At 67.9% G+C, this 20355-nt stretch carries 20 protein-coding genes and 1 riboswitch; of the genes, 10 read left to right on the top strand and 10 right to left on the bottom strand.

The genetic code is table 11. The features are described from left to right. Nucleotides 1-153: 153 nt before the first annotated feature. Nucleotides 154-567: a guanyl-specific ribonuclease gene (locus AC3WQR_RS23910; protein WP_056574987.1), complete on the top strand. Its 414-nt coding sequence runs from the start codon at nucleotides 154-156 to the stop codon at nucleotides 565-567. A 50-nt stretch (nucleotides 568-617) separates the two neighbouring features. Further along, nucleotides 618-1043 (top strand): barstar family protein, encoded by a 426-nt coding sequence (locus tag AC3WQR_RS23905; RefSeq protein ID WP_095747788.1) that lies wholly within the window; start codon nucleotides 618-620, stop codon nucleotides 1041-1043. A gap of 285 nt (nucleotides 1044-1328) precedes the next feature. Here the strand turns inward: AC3WQR_RS23905 and rsmA are convergent, their stop codons facing one another. Genes rsmA through AC3WQR_RS23890 form a run of 3 tightly spaced genes read right to left on the bottom strand, consistent with a single transcriptional unit; the run spans nucleotide 1329 to nucleotide 6137 of the window. Beyond that, nucleotides 1329-2096: a 16S rRNA (adenine(1518)-N(6)/adenine(1519)-N(6))-dimethyltransferase RsmA gene (gene rsmA, locus AC3WQR_RS23900; protein WP_139702942.1), complete on the bottom strand. Its 768-nt coding sequence runs from the start codon at nucleotides 2094-2096 to the stop codon at nucleotides 1329-1331. A 26-nt stretch (nucleotides 2097-2122) separates the two neighbouring features. Next, complete coding sequence (locus AC3WQR_RS23895) at nucleotides 2123-3526, bottom strand: peptidylprolyl isomerase (RefSeq protein ID WP_492744080.1); 1404 nt, start codon at nucleotides 3524-3526, stop codon at nucleotides 2123-2125. A gap of 19 nt (nucleotides 3527-3545) precedes the next feature. Beyond that, nucleotides 3546-6137, bottom strand: a complete 2592-nt coding sequence (locus AC3WQR_RS23890; RefSeq protein ID WP_492744078.1) for an LPS-assembly protein LptD — start codon at nucleotides 6135-6137, stop codon at nucleotides 3546-3548. Between the two features lie 132 nt (nucleotides 6138-6269). Here AC3WQR_RS23890 and AC3WQR_RS23885 point away from each other — a divergent pair, with 132 nt between their 5' ends. The 5 genes from AC3WQR_RS23885 (at nucleotide 6270) to AC3WQR_RS23865 (ending at nucleotide 11489) form a co-directional block, all read left to right on the top strand. Further along, nucleotides 6270-7367 (top strand): aminoglycoside phosphotransferase family protein, encoded by a 1098-nt coding sequence (locus AC3WQR_RS23885; RefSeq protein WP_492744076.1) that lies wholly within the window; start codon nucleotides 6270-6272, stop codon nucleotides 7365-7367. Nucleotides 7368-7446: 79 nt separating this feature from the next. Next, on the top strand, nucleotides 7447-8178 hold the full coding sequence (locus AC3WQR_RS23880; RefSeq protein WP_492744074.1) for a 16S rRNA (uracil(1498)-N(3))-methyltransferase: 732 nt from the start codon (nucleotides 7447-7449) through the stop codon (nucleotides 8176-8178). 106 nt (nucleotides 8179-8284) lie between these two features. Further along, complete coding sequence (locus tag AC3WQR_RS23875) at nucleotides 8285-9640, top strand: M20/M25/M40 family metallo-hydrolase (protein WP_492744072.1); 1356 nt, start codon at nucleotides 8285-8287, stop codon at nucleotides 9638-9640. 100 nt (nucleotides 9641-9740) lie between these two features. Then, nucleotides 9741-10205 carry a YidB family protein gene (locus AC3WQR_RS23870; RefSeq protein WP_095948391.1) on the top strand — a complete coding sequence of 155 codons (465 nt, stop codon included), beginning with the start codon at nucleotides 9741-9743 and terminating at the stop codon, nucleotides 10203-10205. 105 nt (nucleotides 10206-10310) lie between these two features. Beyond that, complete coding sequence (locus tag AC3WQR_RS23865) at nucleotides 10311-11489, top strand: MFS transporter (RefSeq protein ID WP_095948392.1); 1179 nt, start codon at nucleotides 10311-10313, stop codon at nucleotides 11487-11489. 3 nt (nucleotides 11490-11492) lie between these two features. Here AC3WQR_RS23865 and AC3WQR_RS23860 read toward each other — a convergent pair whose 3' ends face one another. Further along, nucleotides 11493-12368, bottom strand: a complete 876-nt coding sequence (locus AC3WQR_RS23860; RefSeq protein WP_492744070.1) for an alpha/beta hydrolase — start codon at nucleotides 12366-12368, stop codon at nucleotides 11493-11495. A gap of 150 nt (nucleotides 12369-12518) precedes the next feature. Then, nucleotides 12519-14030: a M20 family metallopeptidase gene (locus AC3WQR_RS23855; RefSeq protein WP_492744068.1), complete on the bottom strand. Its 1512-nt coding sequence runs from the start codon at nucleotides 14028-14030 to the stop codon at nucleotides 12519-12521. 92 nt (nucleotides 14031-14122) lie between these two features. Here AC3WQR_RS23855 and AC3WQR_RS23850 point away from each other — a divergent pair, with 92 nt between their 5' ends. Continuing rightward, the gene (locus AC3WQR_RS23850; RefSeq protein ID WP_492744066.1) at nucleotides 14123-14977 is read left to right on the top strand and encodes a DUF72 domain-containing protein; all 855 of its coding nucleotides are present in this window, start codon (nucleotides 14123-14125) and stop codon (nucleotides 14975-14977) included. 33 nt (nucleotides 14978-15010) lie between these two features. On the opposite strand, the gene AC3WQR_RS23845 is transcribed toward AC3WQR_RS23850, so the two are convergent. Beyond that, entirely contained in the window at nucleotides 15011-15526 is a 516-nt protein-coding gene (locus AC3WQR_RS23845; RefSeq protein WP_062473600.1) for a bactofilin family protein, read from the bottom strand. 116 nt (nucleotides 15527-15642) lie between these two features. On the opposite strand from AC3WQR_RS23845, the gene AC3WQR_RS23840 reads away from it, so the two are divergent. Continuing rightward, nucleotides 15643-16575 carry an ion transporter gene (locus AC3WQR_RS23840; RefSeq protein WP_492744064.1) on the top strand — a complete coding sequence of 311 codons (933 nt, stop codon included), beginning with the start codon at nucleotides 15643-15645 and terminating at the stop codon, nucleotides 16573-16575. On the opposite strand, the gene AC3WQR_RS23835 is transcribed toward AC3WQR_RS23840, so the two are convergent. The 4 genes from AC3WQR_RS23835 to AC3WQR_RS23820 form a co-directional block, all read right to left on the bottom strand. Further along, nucleotides 16520-17107: an IMPACT family protein gene (locus AC3WQR_RS23835; protein ID WP_095747369.1), complete on the bottom strand. Its 588-nt coding sequence runs from the start codon at nucleotides 17105-17107 to the stop codon at nucleotides 16520-16522. The genes AC3WQR_RS23840 and AC3WQR_RS23835 overlap by 56 nt on opposite strands. Nucleotides 17108-17144: 37 nt before the next feature. Then, nucleotides 17145-17732, bottom strand: a complete 588-nt coding sequence (gene metW, locus AC3WQR_RS23830; protein WP_070063357.1) for a methionine biosynthesis protein MetW — start codon at nucleotides 17730-17732, stop codon at nucleotides 17145-17147. After that, a complete protein-coding gene (gene metX / locus AC3WQR_RS23825; RefSeq protein ID WP_062473608.1) occupies nucleotides 17729-18889 on the bottom strand; it encodes a homoserine O-succinyltransferase MetX in 1161 nt (386 codons plus the stop codon). The genes metW and metX overlap by 4 nt, the downstream gene beginning before the upstream one ends. A gap of 127 nt (nucleotides 18890-19016) precedes the next feature. After that, nucleotides 19017-19580, bottom strand: coding sequence for a TMEM165/GDT1 family protein (locus tag AC3WQR_RS23820; RefSeq protein ID WP_062473609.1), 564 nt, complete (start codon nucleotides 19578-19580; stop codon nucleotides 19017-19019). 9 nt (nucleotides 19581-19589) lie between these two features. Continuing rightward, nucleotides 19590-19776, bottom strand: a riboswitch (yybP-ykoY riboswitch). 259 nt (nucleotides 19777-20035) lie between these two features. Between AC3WQR_RS23820 and rbp the strand changes: the two genes are divergently transcribed. Then, nucleotides 20036-20355 (top strand): RNA-binding regulator (rbp, locus tag AC3WQR_RS23815; protein ID WP_492744062.1); only part of this gene is annotated, 320 nt, incomplete at its 3' end.

The raw sequence follows: 20355 nt of genomic DNA, 5'->3' as shown, positions 1-20355 counted from the left end.
TAAGGCGTCGCTTTCTGCCCTCGCGACTGCTCAAACTTTGGGCAGTCGCTTGCTATTTTCGCCAGCGTGGTGCACACTCGCGGGCTTGAATTTGCGGGTTAACCCCGAGGTTGAGCGCAATTCAAACCCCCCGCTCTTTTCTTGTGGTGCCCCATGGCGGCTTACGCCTCGATCACGTCCTCTGTCACTAAGTTTGCGCTCACCAGCTTGATGCTGGTGGCTCTGACGACGGGGGCCGAGGCCCGCGGATGGTTCGGCGCCGACAAAACGTCCTCCGAGGCATCGATTGCCCTGACCGATCTGCCGGTCCAGGGCCAGCGAACCTACCAGGCCATCCTTGACGGTGGCCCCTTCCGGTACGACAAAGACGGCACGGTATTCGGCAATCGCGAACGCATCCTGCCAGCGGCACGCCGCGGGCATTACCGCGAGTACACGGTGCCAACGCCCGGCGCGCGCAACCGCGGCGCCCGGCGAATCGTTTGCGGTGGCGAGCAGCGCACGGCGCCCGAAGCCTGCTGGTACACGGCGGACCACTATGCGAGTTTCAGACGGATTGCGCCATGAGCGATGACAACGACCTGAGCGGCGCCCCGAAGCGCCCCGACGAGATGATGATGACTATGGAAAGACCAGCGGATATGACCTTATCCCTTCGAGCCGTACGCCCGAACATCGTGCAATCGATCCGCGCGTTCCGCGTGAACGACCTGCAGGATGCCGCCAACGCGGCCGGCCAGCACTTCCTGTACGCCAACCTGGGCAACGCCCAGACCAAGCAGGACGTGCTCGACCTGATTGCCCAGCAGTTCACCTTCCCGGCGCACTTCGGCAAGAACTTCGACGCGCTGTACGACTGCATGACCGACCCGTTGCATAAATCGGGCCCGCAGCCTGGTTTCGTCATCGTGCTCGAACAGATTCCGGCCAACGCCAAGTTCGACAAGGAAGCGCGCGAGCAACTGCTCGACATCTTCCGCGACGCTTCGGACTACTGGGGCGATCGCAAGGTCCCGTTCCGCTGCTTCTATTCTTTTCTGTAGCCCGTTCTGCATCCACCAGCCAAGCAGAACGGGCGAACGAGGCTCAGCCGACCGCTGAAACCCTCGATGGCATCGAAGTCAACACCACCGCCACGGCAGCCGCTGCGGCCACGCCGGCCGCCAGCACCGAGCCGGCCGGCGAGAAAATGCCGACCGACAAGCTCGTCGACGTGTCGCCCCTGGCGCTGCGCATGAGCAGCCCCTTCAACGCGGGGTACTGGCTGGCAGCTGCGTAACTGCAACCGCTCGCCGCCACAAAAAAAGCCCGTCATCGACGGGCTTTTTTCATGGGGGAACGGCCTGCGCCAGTGCGACGTATTCGGCCACCGGCACCTCCTCGGCCCGGCGCTGGATGTCGAACTCGCCGGTGAAGCCGTGCTCCCCCAGCCACTTGCCCAGCGTGTGCCGCAGGATCTTGCGGCGCTGGCTGAAGGCGACCTGCACGATCTCGCCGAGCCGCGCCGCATCGACCGCCGGCGGCTGCGCGAGCGGCACCATGCGCACCACGGCGCTGTCCACGCGCGGCGGCGGATCGAAGCTCTCGGGCGGCACGAACAGCACGTTCTCCATGTCGTAGCGCCACTGCAGCATCACGCTCAGGCGGCTGTAGTCCGAGGTGGCGGGCCGGGCCACCATGCGGTCGATCACTTCCTTTTGCAGCATGAAGTGCTGGTCGGCGATCAGGTGGGCATAGCCCAGCAGGTGGAACAGGATCGGCGTGGAGATGTTGTAGGGCAGGTTGCCCACCACGCGCAGCGGTTTCGGTTCGGCCTTGGCCGCGAGTTCGGCGAAGTCGACCTTGAGCACGTCCGACTCGATGACGTCGAGCTGCGGATGCTCGCGCAGCCGCTTGGCCAGGTCGCGGTCGAGCTCGATGACCGTGAGGCGGCCGAGCCGCTCGACCAGCGGCTGCGTGAGCGCCGCCAGCCCCGGCCCGATCTCGACCATCGCATCGCCGGGCTGCGGCGCGATCGCCTGCACGATCCCGTCGATGATCCCGCCGTCGGACAGGAAGTGCTGTCCGAACCGCTTTCTTGCAATGTGCTGTGCCATCGCGGCCTAAGACGCTGCCGCGGCCATCAGGACTGCGGCGTCTCGCGGTATTCGACGTAGGCGCGCGCGCGCACTTCCTGCACCCAGGTGGCGAAGGCTTCTTCGACGCGCTGCTCACGCAATGCGGCACGCGCGGCTTCGCGCTGCTCCGACTGGCTCAGCTTGGCTTCGCGGCGGCCGACCACCTGGATCAGGTGGACACCGAAGCGCGACACCACGGGGTCGCTGATCTGGCCCGGCGTGAGCCGGTCCATGGCTTCCTCGAACTCGGGCACGAACTGGCCGGGGCGCGACCAGCCGAGGTCGCCGCCTTCCTTGGCGCTCGCGTCCTGCGAGTTGTCGCGCGCCAGGCCGGCGAAGTCGGCGGTGCCGGCCTGCACGCGGCGCTTGAATTCCTGCAGCTGGGCCACCGCCTGCGCGGTCGTGCGCTTGGGGTCGTTCAGCAGCAGGATGTGGCGCACCTGGGTCTGGGTGATGGACGCATCCGACGAGCCCACCTGCGCCTTGGTCAGCACCTTGAGCACGTGGAAGCCGGCGCCCGAGCGCACGGGCCCGGCGATGCCGTTCACCGCGGTCGATTGCGTGGCCTCGACGAACACCGGCGGGTAGCGGTCGGCGCTGCGCAGGCCGAGCGCGCCGCCGTTGGCGCGGTCGGGCGAATCGGAGTTTTCGCGCACCAGCTTGGCGAAGTCTTCGCCGCTGCGCGCGCGCTGTGCGAGGTCGGTGGCCTTCTTCTGTGCGGTCGCGACCTGCGCCTCGGTGGCGTTCTCGGGCACGGCCACCAGCAGCTGGGCGATGTTGAGGTTGAGCAGGGCGTTGTTCTTGACGGCGCTCTCGCGCTGGTCGCGCAGGTACTCGTCGGCCTCGGTGTCGCTGATCTTGACCTTGGACTCGACCTCGCGGTCGCGCAGGCGCGTGAGCAGCAGCTGGTCGCGCAGGTCGTTGCGGAACTCGCGCGCCGAGATGCCTTCGGCCGCGACGCGGCTGCGCAGTTCGGTGAGGCTGATCTCGTTCTGGCGCGCCACGGTCTGCTCGGCCTGGTCGATCGCCACGTCATCGACCTTGATGCCGTTTTCCTTCGCCAGCTGCAGCTGCGCGCGTTCGGTGATCAGGCGCTCCAGCACGAGGCGCGTGAGCTCGGCGCGCGGCACGCGCTCGGCGTCCGGGTTCTCGCGGATCAGGCGCGTGACACGCGACTGCACCTCGGTGTTGGTGATGGGCTCGGAGTTGACCAGCGCCACGATGTACTCGGCCGCGCGCTGCACCGGCGCCGCCGCGGGACCGGCAGGGCGCGCCGCCGGCGGCACGATCCGGGGACCGGCACGCATGATGTCCGTGATGCCGCTGCCGGAACGAAAGCCCTGTGCGCCGGCCGTTGCGGCGATGGCCGCAAGGCAACCCAGGGTGATGAGGGAACGGATGTGTTTCATGGCGTGAACGGTCGTCGTTTCAGTCGTAATTGGTGAAGCGGCTCGGGGCTTCGGTCGGTTGACGCAGCGGCTGGTAGCGCTGCACGTTCTGCCGCAGGGCCTGCATCGGGCTCGAGCCGATGCTGGAGAAACCGACGAATTCGAGCTGGAACATGATGCGGGTGTTGGCCGTCACCTGGCCGGTGGTGATGCGCTGCAGCACCACACGGCTGATCCAGCAGCAGCCGTCGTACTCGACCCCGAGCACGCCGTCCGTGAGCTTCTTGTCCTGCAGGCTGTAGTTCAAGCGACCCACGGCGTACCAGCGTCCACCGCCTTCGCCCTTGCCCGGCCCGAGGTCCTTGCCCTTGTCGCCCCACAGATCGTTGAGCGGCCATTGCCAGCCGAAGTCGATCGACTTGTTGCCGTCGGTGGCCGTGGGCGTGCTCGGCGCCTGGTAGCGGAAGGCGGCGCTGAGGTTGCGGTACGGGCCCGGGTTGTAGCGCGCGCTGATCGCGCTGCGCGTGGAACGGCGCGAATCGGGGTTGTACTGGAGCAGCGTGTCCAGGCTCCACTTGGGCGTCCAGTTGATCTGGGCGCCCAGCAGCAGGTCGCTGGTGCGGTCGGTGACCGGCGCGACGCCCGGCAGCGTGACCTTCTGGTCGGCGAAGCGGAAGCGCTGCGCGATGCCGAAGCGCACGGCTTCGACGCCGGTGCCCGGATCGATCAGGCGGGACGTGACGCCCAGCGTGAGCGCGTTGGTGTCCGAGATGCGGTCCGCGCCCGAGAACGCGTTCTCGGTGTAGATGGTCGCAAAGCTGAAGTCGTTGGCGGCCGAGTCGTAGTTCGGCAGCATGCTCTGGTTGCGGTACGGCGTGTACACGTAGTACGCGCGCGGCTCCAGCGTCTGGCGGAAGGCACGGCCGAAGTAGCTGGCGTCGCGCTCGAAGACCAGGCCGCTGTCCAGGCTGAAGGTCGGCACGACGCGGTTCGACGAGGTCGGGAAGAAGTACAGCTGGCTCGGGTTGTACGGCATCCCGTTCACGTAGTCGATGCCGTTGACCGACACCTTCGGAATGGACGACTGCGGCAGGTAGTAGTTGTACGAGGTCGCGTGCAGCTGCAGCTTGGGGATGACGAAGGAGCTCGGCGTGAGGAACGGCCGGCTGATCGCCGCCTGCGCGAACACGCGGTCGCCGTCGGGCTGCGACTGCTGGATGGCGTCGAAGCCGGGCTGGCCGGCCAGGATGCTGTTGACGCGAAAGCGCGAGTAGTCGGTGTTCAACGAGACGTCGAAGCCGTGCCAGTCGTACTTGGCGTAGTTGGCCGTGATCTGCGGCACGCGGTCGTACGAGGGCACGACCGGCGACAGGTTGTACTGCAGCGTCTGGTAGCGCAGGGCGCGCACGGCGCCGCTCCAGTCGCCCTTGGACCAGTTCAGCGAGGCATCGTTCGGCAGCTGGCGCTGCGCCAGCGTCGGCGTGCGCGTGAAGTCACGCCAGTAGTCGTTGTCGCTGACGCGGTTGATGTTGAGGCTGGCGGACAGCGAATCCAGGCCCAGGGCCTTGGCATCGAAGTCGTGGTGGTGGTTGAGCCACAGGCCCCAGCGCTTGCTGCTGTCGGGCGGCTTGCCGAAGTTCAGGTCCTTGAGCGCAATCTCGCCGTTGTTCAGCTTCTGCAGCTGCTCGGCGCGCGCCTCGTTGTAGCGCTGGCCCACGAGGCGGTCGCTGCCCATCAGGTCCAGACGGATGCTGCCGCTGTAGTCCTTCTCGAGATAGCGGAACTCACTGGCCAGGTTGAGCCCGCGCTTGCTCATCAGCGTGGGCGTGAAGGTGGCGTCGCGGTTGGGCGCGATGTTCCAGTAGTAGGGCTGCGCGACCTCGAAGCCGTTGGTGTTGTCCAGCCCGATGGTGGGCGGCAGCAGGCCGCTCTTGCGTTCGTTCGACAGCGGGAAGGTCACGCGCGGGATCGGCGGCGTCGTGATGCCCATGAAGCTCATGCGCGCATCGATGGCGACGCCCTCGTTTTCCTCGGTGTCGGTGGTCAGCGTGGCGGCGGTCAGCAGCCAGGCCGGCATCCAGCCGGGAAAGTCTTCGCGGCGGCAGGTGGTGTAGCTGGCGCGCCGCGCGATCGAGATGTTGGAGTCGACGAAGTCGATGCGTTCGGCCTCGCCGTGGCCGCCGGTCGCGAGGAAGCGGTAGCGCACGTTGTTGAAGAAGCCCTCGAAGGTCTCGAGCTTGAGTTCCAGCTCCGGACCTTCGTACACGTTGCCGGCCTGGTTGACCCGCACGTTGCCGGTGGCCTTGGCGCGGTCGTCCGGCTGGTAATACTCGAGGCGGTCGGCCGTGATGGCGACCGGGCCACGGCGCAGCGTGGCGTTGCCCTCGACCACGGTCTCGAGGTCGGGGCGGCCGGAAATGCGGTCGCCAGTGACGAGGCTGGGCAGCTGGCTGCGTTGCACGGGCGTCAGCGTCTCGGTGAGCAGCGGCGTGCGCTTCAGCGTGAGCGGTCCCTCAAGCACACCGGCTTGCTGGGCAAAGGCGCCATGCGCGTGCAGCAGCGCCAGCGACAGCACGGCCAGTGGCAGCGGCGGGCTCGAACGTCGCAAGGCAGCGCGTGGGGTCGTAGGCATCGATTCGGAACGAAAAATCGTCGGGACGGCGCGGCAAGCCGGCGGGTTGCGGGGTCCGGCAGCCACCCCGCCCGGTCGGATCGACCTCGAGCAGGGGTGCCGCGCCAGGCGGATTTGTAGAATTGATTATCCATGACAGCACCTTCGACCCCGGCGTCCACGACCCCACACCCCGCCCAGGCCATTCTCTGGACAGATCCGCAGCGGGCCGAAGCGTTCCGGGGCTGGCTGGCCGGCATTGCCGACGCCCGGCAACTGCGCCCGGACACCGTCCGGCTGGCGTCGGCCGACGCGAGCTTTCGCCGCTACTTCCGCCTCGACACCACCGACGGCGGCACGCGCATCGTGATGGATGCGCCCCCCGACAAGGAAAACAGCGCCCCCTTCGTACAGGTGGCACAGCTGATGACCGAGGCCGGCGTGACGGCGCCGCAGGTGCTCGAATGGGACCGCGACCACGGCTTCCTGCTGCTCGACGACCTGGGCCGCCAGACCATGCTCGACGTGATCGATCCGGCCCGCCCGGACGCCAACCGGCCGCTCTACGACCTGGCCATCGACGCGCTGATCCGCTGGCAGCTGGCCTCCAAGCCCGGCGTGCTGCCGCCCTATGACCGGGCCCTGCTCGAGCGCGAACTGGCGCTCTTTCCCGAGTGGTACATCGGCAAGCACCGCGGCGTGGCCGTGGAAGGCCAGCTGAAGGAGCGCCTGGACCGCGCCTTCGCGCTGATCGTCGAGAACAACCTCGCGTCGCCGAGCGTCTACGTGCACCGCGACTTCATGCCGCGCAACCTGATGGTGGGCGACGACGCCGGCCAGCCGCTGGGCGTGCTCGACTTCCAGGACGCCGTCTACGGCCCGATCACTTACGACATCGCCAGCCTGATGCGCGACGCCTTCCTGAGTTGGGACGAGGAGTTCGTGCTCGACATCACCATCCGCTACTGGACCGCCGCGCGCAAGGCCGGCCTGCCGGTCGACGAGGACTTCGGCGCCTTCTACCGCGCGGTCGAATGGATGGGCCTGCAGCGCCACCTCAAGGTGGCCGGCATCTTCGCGCGCCTCACGCTGCGCGACGGCAAGCCGCGCTACCTGGCCGACACACCTCGCTTCATCGCTTACATCCGCGCCACCACCAGCCGCTACATCGAATTGAAGCCGCTGCTGCGCGTGATCGACGAGGTCGAGGGCACCACGGCCGTTACCGGCTTCGCCTACGGCCGAGTCTGAAGAGAAACTGAAAAAATCCGAAAAAGAAAATCGCTGTAGCGCCCGCACCACGGGCGCCGTCAGCTCCTGATTTCATCGCATGCCCCGTTTTCACTGCTCCGTGCCGCTGACCGCCGGCGCCAGCCTGGCGCTGCCGCCGGGCGCCGCGCGCCATGTGCAGGTGCTGCGCATGCAGCCCGGCGACACGCTCACCCTGTTCGATGGCGCGGGCGGCGAGTACGCCGCGACGGTCGAGCGCATGGGCCGCAGCGAGGTCGCTGTGACGGTCGGCGACCACACGCCCGTCGAGCGCGAAGCGGCCCGCGCCGTGCACTTGGCGGTCGGCATGCCGGCCAACGAGCGCATGGACTGGCTGGTCGAGAAAGCCACCGAACTCGGCGTGACCAGCATCCAGCCGCTGGCCACGGCGCACGGCGTGCTCCGCTTGTCGGGCGAGCGCGCCGAGAAAAAACGGGCGCACTGGGAAGCCATCGCCGTCGCGGCCTGCGAGCAATGCGGGCGCAACCGCGTGCCGGTGATCCATCCGGTGCAGTCCTTCGCGGGCTGGCTCGGCAGCGCTGCTGCCGCGGATACGGCAGCGACGCGCTTGGTGCTGAGCCTGGCCGAGGGCACGCGCGCCGTCTCCGCCGTGGCCGCCGAGACACCCACCACGCAACCGGCGCTCGTGCTGAGCGGCCCCGAAGGCGGCCTCAGCGCCACCGAGGAACAGGACGCCATCGCGCGCGGCTTCGCACCGGCCACGCTCGGTGCGCGGGTGCTGCGCGCCGAAACCGCGGCGCTCGCAGCGCTGGTGTCGCTCGTCGGCGCCTGAACTGTTTGGGGGGTGTTTTCCGCGAGGCGCACACCGGGCGCCTGCGGAACAATGGCCGCTTCGTTTTTCCTTGTTCACTCCGCCTCCCGGAAGGACCGCTCCCCCCATGCCTCGTTCATCCCGCGCGTTTCGTCTCGCCCCCCTTGTCCTGGCCGCGCTGTGCGCCATGCCCACCGTTCACGCCCAAAGCCAGGCCGTTGCGCCCACACCGGCGCAGGTCAGCCCCGCGGTCGACCAGGCCTACACCCAGCTCATGGCGTCGCCCGCGATCCGCAAGCTGCTGGAATCGGTCAAGGCCGACCACGAACGCACGGTCGAAGAACTGAAGACGCTGACCGAGATCGAAGCGCCGCCCTTCAAGGAACAGAAGCGCGCCGAAGCCTTCCTGGCGCGCCTGAAAGCCCTCGGCCTGCCCGACGCGAAGATCGACGCCGAAGGCAACGTGATCGGCCTGCGCAAGGGCACGGGCAACGGCCCCAAGCTGCTGATCTCGGCGCACCTCGATACGGTCTTTCCGGCCGGCACCGACGTGAAGGTGAAGGAGCGCGACGGCAAGCTCTTCGCGCCCGGCATCGGCGACGACACGCGCGGCCTGTCGGTGCTGCTGTCGTGGCTCAAGGTGCTCAACGACAACAAGATCCAGACCGTGGGCGACCTGATGATCGTTGCCAACGTCGGCGAGGAAGAGCTGGGCAACCTGCGCGGCATGAAGGCCATCTTCCGCGACCACCTGGACATCGACGGCATGGTCGGCCTGGAGCCCTCGCCCGACGGCCACGTGCTGGTGCTCGGCACCGCGAGCCACCGCTACGAAGTCACCTTCAAGGGGCCGGGCGGCCACAGCTTCGGCGCCTTCGGGCAGGTGCCCAGCGCGATCCACGGCATGGGCCGCGCCATCGCCAAGATCGCCGAGGTGCGCACGCCCAGCTTCCCCAAGACCACCTTCACCGTCGGCACCGTCGGCGGCGGCACCTCGGTGAACACCATCGCGCCCGATGCGCGCATGGCCATCGACATCCGCTCGGACGACATGGCCTCGCTGCTGGAGACCGAGAAGAAGATCCTCGCCACGCTCGACGAGGCCGTGGCGGAAGAAAACAAGCGCTGGAACGTGGCCAGCCTGAGCGTGAGCACCAAGCTCATCGGCGACCGCCCGGGCGGCCGCACGGCGCCCGACTCGGTGATCGTCGAGGCCGCCACGCGCGCCAACAGTGCTTTCGGCCACAAGACGCTGCTGCGCGGCGGCAGCACGGATGCGAACGTTCCCATTTCGCTGGGCATCCCGGCCATCATCATCGGCGGCGGCGGCAAGTCGGGCGGATTCCACTCGCTGGGCGAGTCGATTGACGTGACAGATGCATGGAAAGGCGCGCAGAATTCGCTCGTCACCGTGCTCGGCCTGGTCGGTGTGCAGGGCGTCAGCCCCGCGCTCCTGCCGAAACGCGCAGCACGCAGCAAGTAATTTGTCACGTTGCCAGTTCGAAAGTGGCCGCGCCACTTTCGGCAAGCGGGTCGCCACATTGGAAAATGTGAGCGTTTCTGTCACACACCAAGGAATGGTCATGGGGTTGCTCGATTCGGTACTCGGTCAGGTGCTAGGAGGCGCTGCACAACAGCAGCAACCGCAAGGCGGTGGCCTCGGGGGATTGGGAGATCTCGGAAGCCTCGCCGGCGCCCTGGGCGGCCTGCTTGCCAACAACGGCGGGCAGGGCGGCCTCGGCGGCATGGTCTCGAAATTCGAGCAGGCGGGCATGGGCGACGTGATCGGCTCCTGGATCGGCAACGGTGAAAACAAGCCGGTGTCGGGCGATCAGTTGCAGAACGCGCTGGGCGGCGACACGATCGCCGCCATCGCTTCCAAACTCGGCATCAACGCACAAATGCTGCTGCCGATGCTGGCCACCATGCTGCCGGCCCTCATCAACCAGCTCACGCCGCAGGGCAAGGTGCCCGAGCAAGGTCTCGGCAACCAGGACGACCTGCTGGGCTCGCTCAGCGGTCTGCTGCAAGGCAACAAGCCGACCTGACCTGCCACCCGGCGAATTTCATTCTCAGAATTCCGGCGCCCGCGAGGGCGCTTTTTTTTGGCCGGCGCCTTGCCTTCGCCGGCCAATCGCGTAGAACCGCGCCCCATGAATCGCAATCTGTGGCTCCTGGCCATCTGCCAGGGCCTGCTCCTGACCAACAACGTCACCTTCATCGCCATCAACGGTCTCGTCGGCCTGGGCATCGCGCCACAGGGCTGGATGGCCACGCTGCCCGTGATGGGCTACGTGGTGGGCGGTGCGCTGAGCACGGGGCTGGTGGCGCGCACGCAGCAGCGCTTCGGCCGCCGCGGTTCGTTCCAGATCGGGCTGGCGGTAGCGGTCGGCTCGGCGCTGCTGTGCGCCTACGCGGCGTCCTCGAAGAACTTCTGGCTGCTGTGCTTCGCCACCGTGGTCGCCGGCTACTACAACGCCAACGCCGGGCTCTACCGTTTCGCGGCGGCCGAGCTGGCACTGCCGGCCTGGCGCGAGAAGGCCGTGTCGATGGTGATGGCCGGCGGCCTGATCGGCGCGGTGGCGGGGCCGAACCTAGCGACCTTCACGCGCGAGGCGCTCTCCGTGCCCTTCGCCGGCGCCTACATCGCGCTGGCGGCGGTGGCGCTGCTCTCGATGGCGGTGATGCATTTCATCGAATTCCCGCCCTCGCCGACCCGCAAGGAAGCCGGCGGCGGCAGGCCGCTGGGCGAGATCATGCGCCAGCCCGTGTTCATCGTGTCGGCCGCCGCGGGCGCGCTGAGCTACGGCGTGATGAACCTGCTGATGGCCGCCACGCCCATCGCGATGCAGATCTGCAGCCTGCCGTTTTCCGACGCGGCGCTGGTGCTCGAATGGCACGTGATCGGCATGTTCGCGCCGGGCTTCTTCACCGGCCACCTGATCCGCCGCTTCGGCGCGCTGCCGGTGATGGGGGTGGGGCTGGCGCTGAACCTCGGCTGCATCGTGGTGGCGCTGTCGGGCGTGGACCTGCACCACTTCCTGGTCGCGCTGTTCCTGCTGGGCGTGGGCTGGAATTTCCTGTTCACCGGCAGCACGACGCTCTCGCTCACGGCCTACACGGCCGAGGAGCGCGACCGGGCCCAGGGCGCGCTCAACTTCTGCGTGTTCGCGACGCTGGCGCTGACCTCGTTCGCCTCGGGCGTATTGGTGACCACGCAGGGCTGGCAGCTGTTGAACTACGGCTCGCTGGTGCCGGTGGCCCTGACCGGCGCCGCGCTGCTCTGGCTCGCGCAGACGCAACGCCGGCGTGCGCCGGTGGCCAAGGCCTGAGGCTCAGGCCACGCGCGCGGGAACAGCCGCCGCCGGAAACCGCCGGTCGAGCCAGCGCTGCAGCGTGTCGAACACGGGCTCCGCATCGAGCTCGTTGAAGAGCTCGTGGTACAGCGCGTCGAAGCACTTCGCCTCGACGTTGCCGCTGGGCGCCGCGGCCACCGCGAAGGCACGGCTGGCGGCCGGCCGCACGAGCCGGTCGTCGCCCGCGTAGATCAGCAGCGTGGGCACCGGCCAGCGCGCCGCGTGCTGCTGCACCGTGGCGCCTTCGTACGCGAGAAAACGCGCCAGCCGGCTGCCGATGCGGTCGTGCGTGAGCGGATCGTCGCGGTAAGCCTGCACCACCACCGGGTCGTGCGAGAGGTAGTTGTCGTCGAGCCCGTTGCTCACGCGCAGGTTGGGCGCGATGCGCGGCAGCACGGCCAGCAGCATCTTCTGGACGCCGTTCAACCCCGGGTCGAGCCCCGGCGACGACAACACCAGCGCATCGACCGGCCGCACGCCGCGCGCCACCAGGCTCGCGGCGACCAGGCCGCCCAGGCTGTGGCCCAGCAGCACCAGCGGCACGCCGGGGTTCTCGCGGCGCGCATCGTCGATCACCAGGGCCAGGTCGTCGACCAGCCGCAACTCGCTGGGCAGGCCGCCGCGCGCGCCGGTGGATTCGCCGTGCCCGTGATGGTCGTGCGCCCAGACCGCGAAGCCCCAGCCGTGCAGCTGCTTGGCCAGGCCGTGGTAGCGCCCCGCGTGCTCGCCCAGCCCGTGCACCACGACCACCACGGCGCGGGGCCTGCCGGCGGCGGGCAGCCGCCGCAGCGCCAGCGTCTCGCCGTCCGGCGTGGACAGCGCCACGCGGTGCGGCAGGGGCAGCGCGTCGTTCATGGGTGCACCCTTGGCGCTGCGCGCCTTCCCGCCAGGCGGGAGCGAGCTTGCTTGGGGCGGCCCGGCGCGGCGCTCATTGGTGCACCCTTGGCGCTGCGCGCCGTCCCGCCAAGCGGGAGCGCGCTTGCTTGGGGCGGCCCGGCGCGGCGCTCAAGCCGCCACCGGCTCCGCAGCCGCGGCGCGGTGCGCGACGGGCAGGGCCGCAATGACCTCGGCCACGGCGGCCGTCAGCTTCTTGGCGTAGGGCACGTGCAGGAACTCGTTGGGGCCGTGCGCGTTGCTCTTCGGGCCCAGCACGCCGCAGACCATCATCTGCGCGGTCGGGAAGCCGGCGCTCAGCATGTTCATCAGCGGGATCGTGCCGCCCTGGCCGATGTAGCCGCAGGAGGCGCCGAAGTGCGCGCGCGAGGCCTTATTGAGCGCGTCCTCGAACCACGGCGTGATGGTGGGGGCGTTCCAGCCGGTGGCACCGCCGCCGCTTTCGAAGGTGACGCGCGCCTGGTAGGGCGCGTTGTCTTCGAGCAGGGCCTTGAGCTTTTGCACCGTCTCGGCCGCATCGACCAGCGGCGGCAGGCGCAGCGAGAGCTTGAAGGCGGTGTAGGGGCGCAGCACGTTGCCCGCGTCCTTCAGGGCCGGGAAGCCTTCGGCGCCGGTGACCGACAGCGTGGGCTTCCAGGTGCGGTTGAGCAGCGCCTCGACCGGGTCGGTGGTGGTCGGCAGCGCGAACATGGTCGAGCCGCCGCAGTCGTAGTGCGCCCACGGGAAGCGCTTGTAGACCTCGTCGCCGAGGATGGCCGCGGTGGCCTTGGCCTGCGCCAGCCGGTCGGCCGGCACTTCGCAATGGAAGCTGGCGGGCAGCAGGCGGCCGGTGGCGCTGTCTTCGAGGCGGTCGAGCACCTGCCGCATGATGCGAAAGCTCGAGGGCACCAGGCCCGAGGCGTCGCCCGAGTGGATGCCTTCGGTCAGCACCTCGACCTTGAGCGTGCCGCTGGCCATGCCGCGCAGCGAGGTCGTGAGCCACAGCTGGTCGTAGTTGCCGGCGCCCGAATCCAGGCAGATCACCAGCTCGACCTCGCCCAGGCGCGGACGCAGCGCGTCGACGTAGGGCAGCAGGTCGTAGGAGCCGCTTTCCTCGCAGGTCTCGATGAGGCCGACGATGCGCGGGTGCGCCACGCCCTGGGCCTTGAGCGCCTGCAGCGCGGCCACGCTGGCATACACGGCGTAGCCGTCGTCGGCGCCGCCGCGGCCGTAGAGCAGGCCGTTCTCGTACTTGGGCGTCCACGGGCCGAGGTCGTTGCGCCAGCCGGTGAATTCGGGCTGCTTGTCGAGGTGGCCGTACATGAGCACGGTCTCGGTCATGTTCGTACCGGTGGCCGGCACTTCGAAGAACAGCACCGGCGTGCGGCCTTCCAGGCGCACGATCTCCAGCTTCAGGCCCTCGACCTTCTGCGCCTCGACCCAGGCCGCGGCGTTGCGCAGCACGGTCTCCAGGTAGCCGTTGGCCGACCAGTCCTTGTCGAAGCCGGGCGACTTGGCGGGAATGGCGATGTAGTCGGTGAGTTGCTTGACGATGTCGCCGTCCCATCGGGCGGTGACATCTGAGAGGGCGCGCGTCGCGTCGAGCGTGCCGGCGGGCATTTCACTGTGCAGGGGGGCGTTCATCGGGGGATTCTCCGCGGGGACGAAAAAACGCATTTTGCGCCTCGCGGCGAGCGCGCGTAGAGTGCGGGCGATCTCAAAACCCGGAGCGCAATGTGAGCAAGGCAACATCGACGCGGATCAAGGTGGGGATCGGCGGCTGGACCTACGAGCCCTGGCGCGACAACTTCTACCCCAAGGGCCTGGCCCACGCGAAGGAGTTGAACCACGCCAGCCGGCAGGTGAGCGCCATCGAGATCAACGGCACCTACTACAGCACCTTCAAGCCCGAGACCTTCCGCAAGTGGCGCGACGACACGCCCGACGACTTCGTGTTCTCGATGAAGGCCTCGCGCTTCACCACCAACCGCAAGGTGCTGGCGACCGCGGGCGAGTCGATCCAGCGCTTCATCGACAGCGGCGTGGCCGAGCTGGGCGACAAGCTCGGGCCGATCGTGTGGCAATTCATGCCGACCAAGCAGTTCGATGCGGAAGACTTCGAGGCATTCCTGGAGCTGCTGCCCAAGAAGGAAGGCAGCCGCGTGCTGCGCCACGTGATGGACGTGCGCCACGAGAGCTTCATCACGCCCGCCTACAAGGCGCTCGCGAAGAAGCACAAGGTGTCGACCGTGTTCACCGACGCGGACAAGTTTCCATCGTTCGAGGAGCCCGAAGGCGACGTCGCCTATGCGCGGCTCATGATGGCCGACGCGTCGCTCGCCACCGGCTACGCGCCCAAGGCGCTGGACACCTGGGCCGCGCGCGCGCAAGGCTGGACCACGACGCCGAAGGTGCGCGACGTGTTCGTGTATTTCATCAACGGCGCCAAGGAAAAGGCCCCGGCCGCGGCCGGGGCCTTGCTGCAGCGCCTGGGGTGGACCCCGCCGGCTGCAGACGCAGCAATGGCCGCCGCCGCGGACAAGCCGAAGCCGGCGGCCAAAAAGGCCCCACCGAAAAAGAAAGCGCCCTGATCGACGGTCGTCAGACCGGGCGCGTCAGGTGCCTCAGGCGGCGGCCTGCAGCGACGGCTTGGCGCCGAAGCTGATTTCGCCGGACAGCTGGCCGCCTTCTTCGATCACGATCTTGCCGTAGCGGATCTTGCCGGTGACCTTGCCGGTCGAGTGGATGACGAGCTTCTCGCGCACGGTGAGGTTGCCGTCGAACACGCCGCGGATCTCGGCGATGTCGATCTCGGCCGAGCCCTTGAACTCGCCCTGTTCGGCGATCTGCATCAGGCGCGAATCCATCGTCGCCTCGACCAGGCCTTCGACCACGAGCGTGTCGCAATCGGTGATCTCGACGCCCTTGAGCTTGATGTTCGGGCCGACGGTGAGCTTGCTGCCGCCTTCCTTGGCAGCAGGAGCGGCCGCCGGGGCCAGGCCGGCCTGCGCAGTCAACGAGGAGGGATTGACGGGAGTGCCCGAGAGATTGGTGCCCGAACCAACCAGCGGTGCGGGACGGGACGTCAGCGAGTCGGTGTCACGATCACGCTTGCCGAAAAAGGGGGACTGTGTGGCCAATGGGGAGCTCCTCAAGAAAGGGGACTATCGTAAGAACGCACTCACGGCATGCGGCACTTCATTGCGCAATAAGCGTAACTGAATAAGTCGCCCCGGGGCCCCTGACAATGCCCCGCATGACCCGCCTGATCCGACCGAACATCGAAGCCCTGTCCACGCCCGCCGCCACCGACTCGCGGTTCGACAAGCCTGCGCGCGGCTGGCGGCGAACGCTGTTCACCGTGATCTTCGAGGCCGACACGCCCGCCGGCCTGTGGTTCGACCTGACGTTGATCGCGGTGATCGTGATGAGCGTGCTGGTCGTCATCCTGGACAGCGTGCAATCGATCCGCGACCAGTGGCGGCCTCTGTTCAATGCCCTCGAATGGGTGTTCACGATTCTCTTCACGCTGGAGTACATCGCGCGGCTGTGCTGCGTGAACAAGCCGCTGCGCTACGCGCTGAGCTTCTACGGCGTGATCGACCTGCTGGCATTGCTGCCGACCTTTCTCGTGGCCTTCGCGCCCGAGCTGGCGTACCTGATCGACGTGCGCATCCTGCGGCTGCTGCGCGTGTTCCGCATCTTCAAGCTCTCGCGCTATTCGGTGGAGTACCGCGCGCTGGTGTCGGCGGTGGCATCGAGCCGCCGGAAGATCACGGTGTTCGTGGGCTTCGTGATGCTGGTGGTGCTGGTGATGGGCACGCTGATGTACGTGGTCGAAGGCCCGACGCACGGCTTCACCAGCATTCCGGTGGCGATCTACTGGGCCATCTCCACCATGGCCACGGTCGGCTTCGGCGACCTCGTGCCCAAGACCGACCTGGGCCGCGCGATCGCCTCGGTGATGATGCTGCTGGGCTGGGGCGTGCTGGCCGTGCCCACCGGCATCGTGACCGCCGAGATGACGCGGCGCGGTGTCGACGACGACCTGGCCGAGCCGATCGCGCTCGCATCGCGCGGCGTGCTCGCCCTGGCGGTGGAGCCGGCCCCGGGCAAGGTGCCGGCGAAGCGGCTCACGCCGTCGGCCAGACGACGCGCCCTTGCGCAGCATCGTCGAGGCGCGCGATGAAGGCATCGGCCTCGGGTGCGGGCAGCGCGAAGGCAAAGCGCACGTCGTCGCCGTGCTGCACGTCTTCCAGCACCGCGCCGATGGCGGCCAGCTCGCGCCGCACCAGCCCCTCGAGCGCATAAGGCACGGCGCACTGCAGGTGGCGCTGGCGCACGAGCGGCACCAGCGTGGCGCCGAGCAGCGCCTGCGCCACGGCATCGGTGTAGGCCCGCACGAGGCCGCCGGCACCGAGCTTCACGCCGCCGAAGTAGCGCACTACGGTCGCGAGCGCACCTTCCACCTGCTGGTGGCGCAGCACCTCGAGCATGGGGCGTCCGGCCGTGCCGCCGGGCTCGCCGTCGTCGTTCGCAGCCGACTGGCCGCCGGCCATCAGGGCCCAGCACACGTGCGCAGCGCCCGGATGTTCGGCGCGCAGCGAGGCGACCACCGCCAGCGCGGCCGCGCGGTCGGGCACCGGTTGCACGCAGCCGATGAAGCGGCTTTTCTTGATGAGCAGGTCGCTGTGAACCGGCTGCGCGAGCGTGAAGCTCATTCCGACCCGATGTCCGTGCGGTGCAGGGGCGGCGTGCTCAGCCGCCCCGCTCGAACTTGAACACCGCCGTGCTGGCGCGCGCGTTGGGCAGCCAGCGCACGTCGCGCCCGTTCTGCAGGCCGAAGGCGTCGAGCACGCGCAGGTTGTTCTTGCCGGCCAGCACCTCGAAGTCCTTGTAGGTGCCGACGCGGATGTTGGGCGTGTCGTACCACTGGTAGGGCAGGCGGCGCGTCACGGGCATGCGCCCGCGCGCCACGCTCAGGCGGTTGGGCCAGTGCGCAAAGTTGGGAAAGGCGACGATGCCGAAGCGGCCCACGCGCGCGGTCTCGCGCAGCATGACCTCGGCATTGCGCAGGTGCTGCAGCGTGTCGATCTGCAGCACCACGTCGAAGGTGGCGTCGTCGAACATCGCCAGACCTTCGTCGAGGTTGAGCTGGATCACGTCGACGCCGCGGCGGATGCACTGCAGCACGTTGCCGTCGGCGATCTCCACGCCGTAGCCGGTGCAACCGCGCTCGCGCTGCAGCAGGTCGAGCAGGGCGCCGTCGCCGCAGCCCAGGTCGAGCACGCGCGAGCCTTGGGGCACAAGCTGTGCAATCAGTCGTTGATGTGCAAGGTCGCTCATTGGAATTCCTTGGCGACGCGTTCGAAGTACGAGCGCACCACGCCCATGTAGCGCACGTCGTCGAGCAGGAAGGCGTCGTGGCCGTGCGGCGCGTCGATCTCGGCGTAGCTCACGTTGCGGCGGTTGTCGAGCAGCGCCTTCACGATCTCGCGGCTGCGCGCGGGCGAGAAGCGCCAGTCGGTCTTGAAGCTCACGAGCAGGAACTTGGCCGTGGCCTGCGCGAGCGCGGTGCTGAGCTGGCCGCCGTGGTGGCGCGCGGGGTCGAAGTAGTCGAGCGCGCGGGTGATCAGCAGGTAGGTGTTGGCGTCGAAGTACTCGCTGAACTTGTCGCCCTGGTAGCGCAGGTAGCTTTCGATCTGGAACTCGATGTCCTGCGTGGAATAGCGGTAGTCGAGCCCCGCCACCTCGCCCTCGACGGCGCTGCGCAAAATGCGCCCGAACTTGGCGTTCATCACGTCGTCGCTCAGGTAGGTGATGTGGCCGATCATGCGGGCGATGCGCAGCCCGCGCTTGGGCACCACGCCGTATTCGTAGAAGTGGCCGCCGTGGAAGTCGGGGTCGGTCACGATGGCGCGGCGCGCCACCTCGTTGAAGGCGATGTTCTCGGCCGTGAGGTTGGGCGCGCTGGCCACCACCACGGCGTGCCGCACGCGGTCGGGGTACTGCAGCGTCCACGACAGCGCCTGCATGCCGCCGAGGCTGCCGCCCATCACGGCCGCGAGCGTGCGGATGCCGAGCGCATCGAGCAGCGCCGCCTGGGCGTCGACCCAGTCTTCGACCGTGACCACCGGGAAGTCGGCGCCGTAGACGCGGCCGTTGGCGGGGTTGACGTGCATCGGCCCGGTCGAGCCGAAGCAGGAGCCGAGGTTGTTGACGCCGATCACGAAGAAGCGGTCGGTGTCCAGCGGCTTGCCCGGGCCCACCATGTTGTCCCACCAGCCCTCGGAGCGGGCCTGGCCCTCGTACACGCCCGCGACGTGGTGCGAGGCGTTGAGCGCATGGCACACCAGCACCGCATTGCTGCGCTCGGCGTTGAGGGTGCCGTAGGTTTCGTAGGCGAGCGTGTAGCCGCTGATCGAGGCGCCGCTGCGCAGGGCCAGCGGACCTGCGAACTGCATCGACTGCGGGGTGACGACCAAAGGTGACGACGACGACATGAATGAAAAAACCCGGCCTCGCCAAAAACGAGCCGGGTTCGGCAGCCGTCTTTAGCAGAATTTATAAAGCGCCCGCAAGCTGAAGCAAATCGGCGCAGGGCAAGTATAGCCCCGTGACTTTTTCCTGCTACCAGCCGACGATCATCACGACGCCCAGCACCAGGAAGATCGCCGCCGAGATGCCGTGCACCAGCTTGATCGGCACGCGCCGCACGATCTTGTCGCCCAGCCACACCACCGGCGCATTGGCCAGCATCATGCCCAGCGTGGTGCCGACGACGACCCAGGCGTAGTCCTGCGTGAAGCGGGCGGCCAGCATGACGGTGGCGATCTGGGTCTTGTCGCCCATCTCGGCCAGGAAGAAGGCGATCACGGTGGTGCCGAAGACGCCGAACTTCGAGACGCCGGGGGCGTCGTCTTCATCGAGCTTGTCGGGAATCAGCATCCAGACGGCCATGGCGATGAACGAGCCGCCCAGGATCCAGCGCAGCACTTCGGGGCCGAGCCAGCGCGTGATGTAGTTGCCGACCGCGCCGGCCAGCGCGTGGTTGATGACCGTGGCGACAAAGATGCCGAACACGATCGGCCAGGGTTTCCTGAAGCGCGCGGCCAGCAGGAGGGCCAGGAGTTGGGTCTTGTCGCCCATTTCGGCGAGCGCGACCACGCCCGTTGCAACGAGAAAAGCTTCCATGATGGATGTGGGGTTCCTTGGGCCGAAGGACGCAATTGACCGCACAACACCTTCGGCCATATTCCCGAAGTTGTGCGGTCAAAGGTCTCGCCAGGTGTGTTCACTGCACGCGCCATGTCCTCGTGGGGCAAGGACAAGTCTGTTGACGCGGGCCCTTCTCGTATGCGGAAGGCGGCTACTCCCCAATGACCGGCAAATTGTAGCCGCATCGTCAATTCCCCCGGCTCAAACAGGTAGGCGTGCGCTAACTTCCATTAGTTTCGAAAGGTGCTACCTCAAGACGCAAATTCCTGCTTGCTTTTTTGATATTTCACCCATAATGCACGAGCATCCCTCTTGATTTTGGGCGGGAGCAATTCGGTGATCGGTCAGTTTCGCGCGGCTCGGCGGCTCTCGTTTGAGTGATGCTTTCGGGACTCCATCGCTTTTCTTGATGTGTTTATAGGAGTCCCTTGATGGGCAACAAACTCTACGTCGGCAACCTGCCTTACTCGGTGCGCGACGGTGATCTCGAGCAGGCCTTCGGCCAGTTCGGCGCAGTGACCAGCGCCAAGGTCATGATGGAGCGCGACACGGGTCGCTCGAAGGGCTTCGGCTTCGTCGAGATGGGCAGTGACGCGGAAGCACAGGCCGCCATCAACGGCATGAACGGCCAACCCCTGGGCGGCCGCAGCGTGGTCGTCAACGAAGCACGTCCCATGGAAGCCCGTCCCCCCCGCAGCGGTGGCGGCGGCTACGGCGGCGGCGGTGGTGGTTATGGCGGCGGTGGTGGCGG

The sequence above is a fragment of the Variovorax sp. FW305-3-2-15-B-LB1 genome (assembly GCF_058787635.1).
Note: the sequence above shows the minus strand (reverse complement) of the source record. Positions and strands in the feature narration are given on the sequence as shown.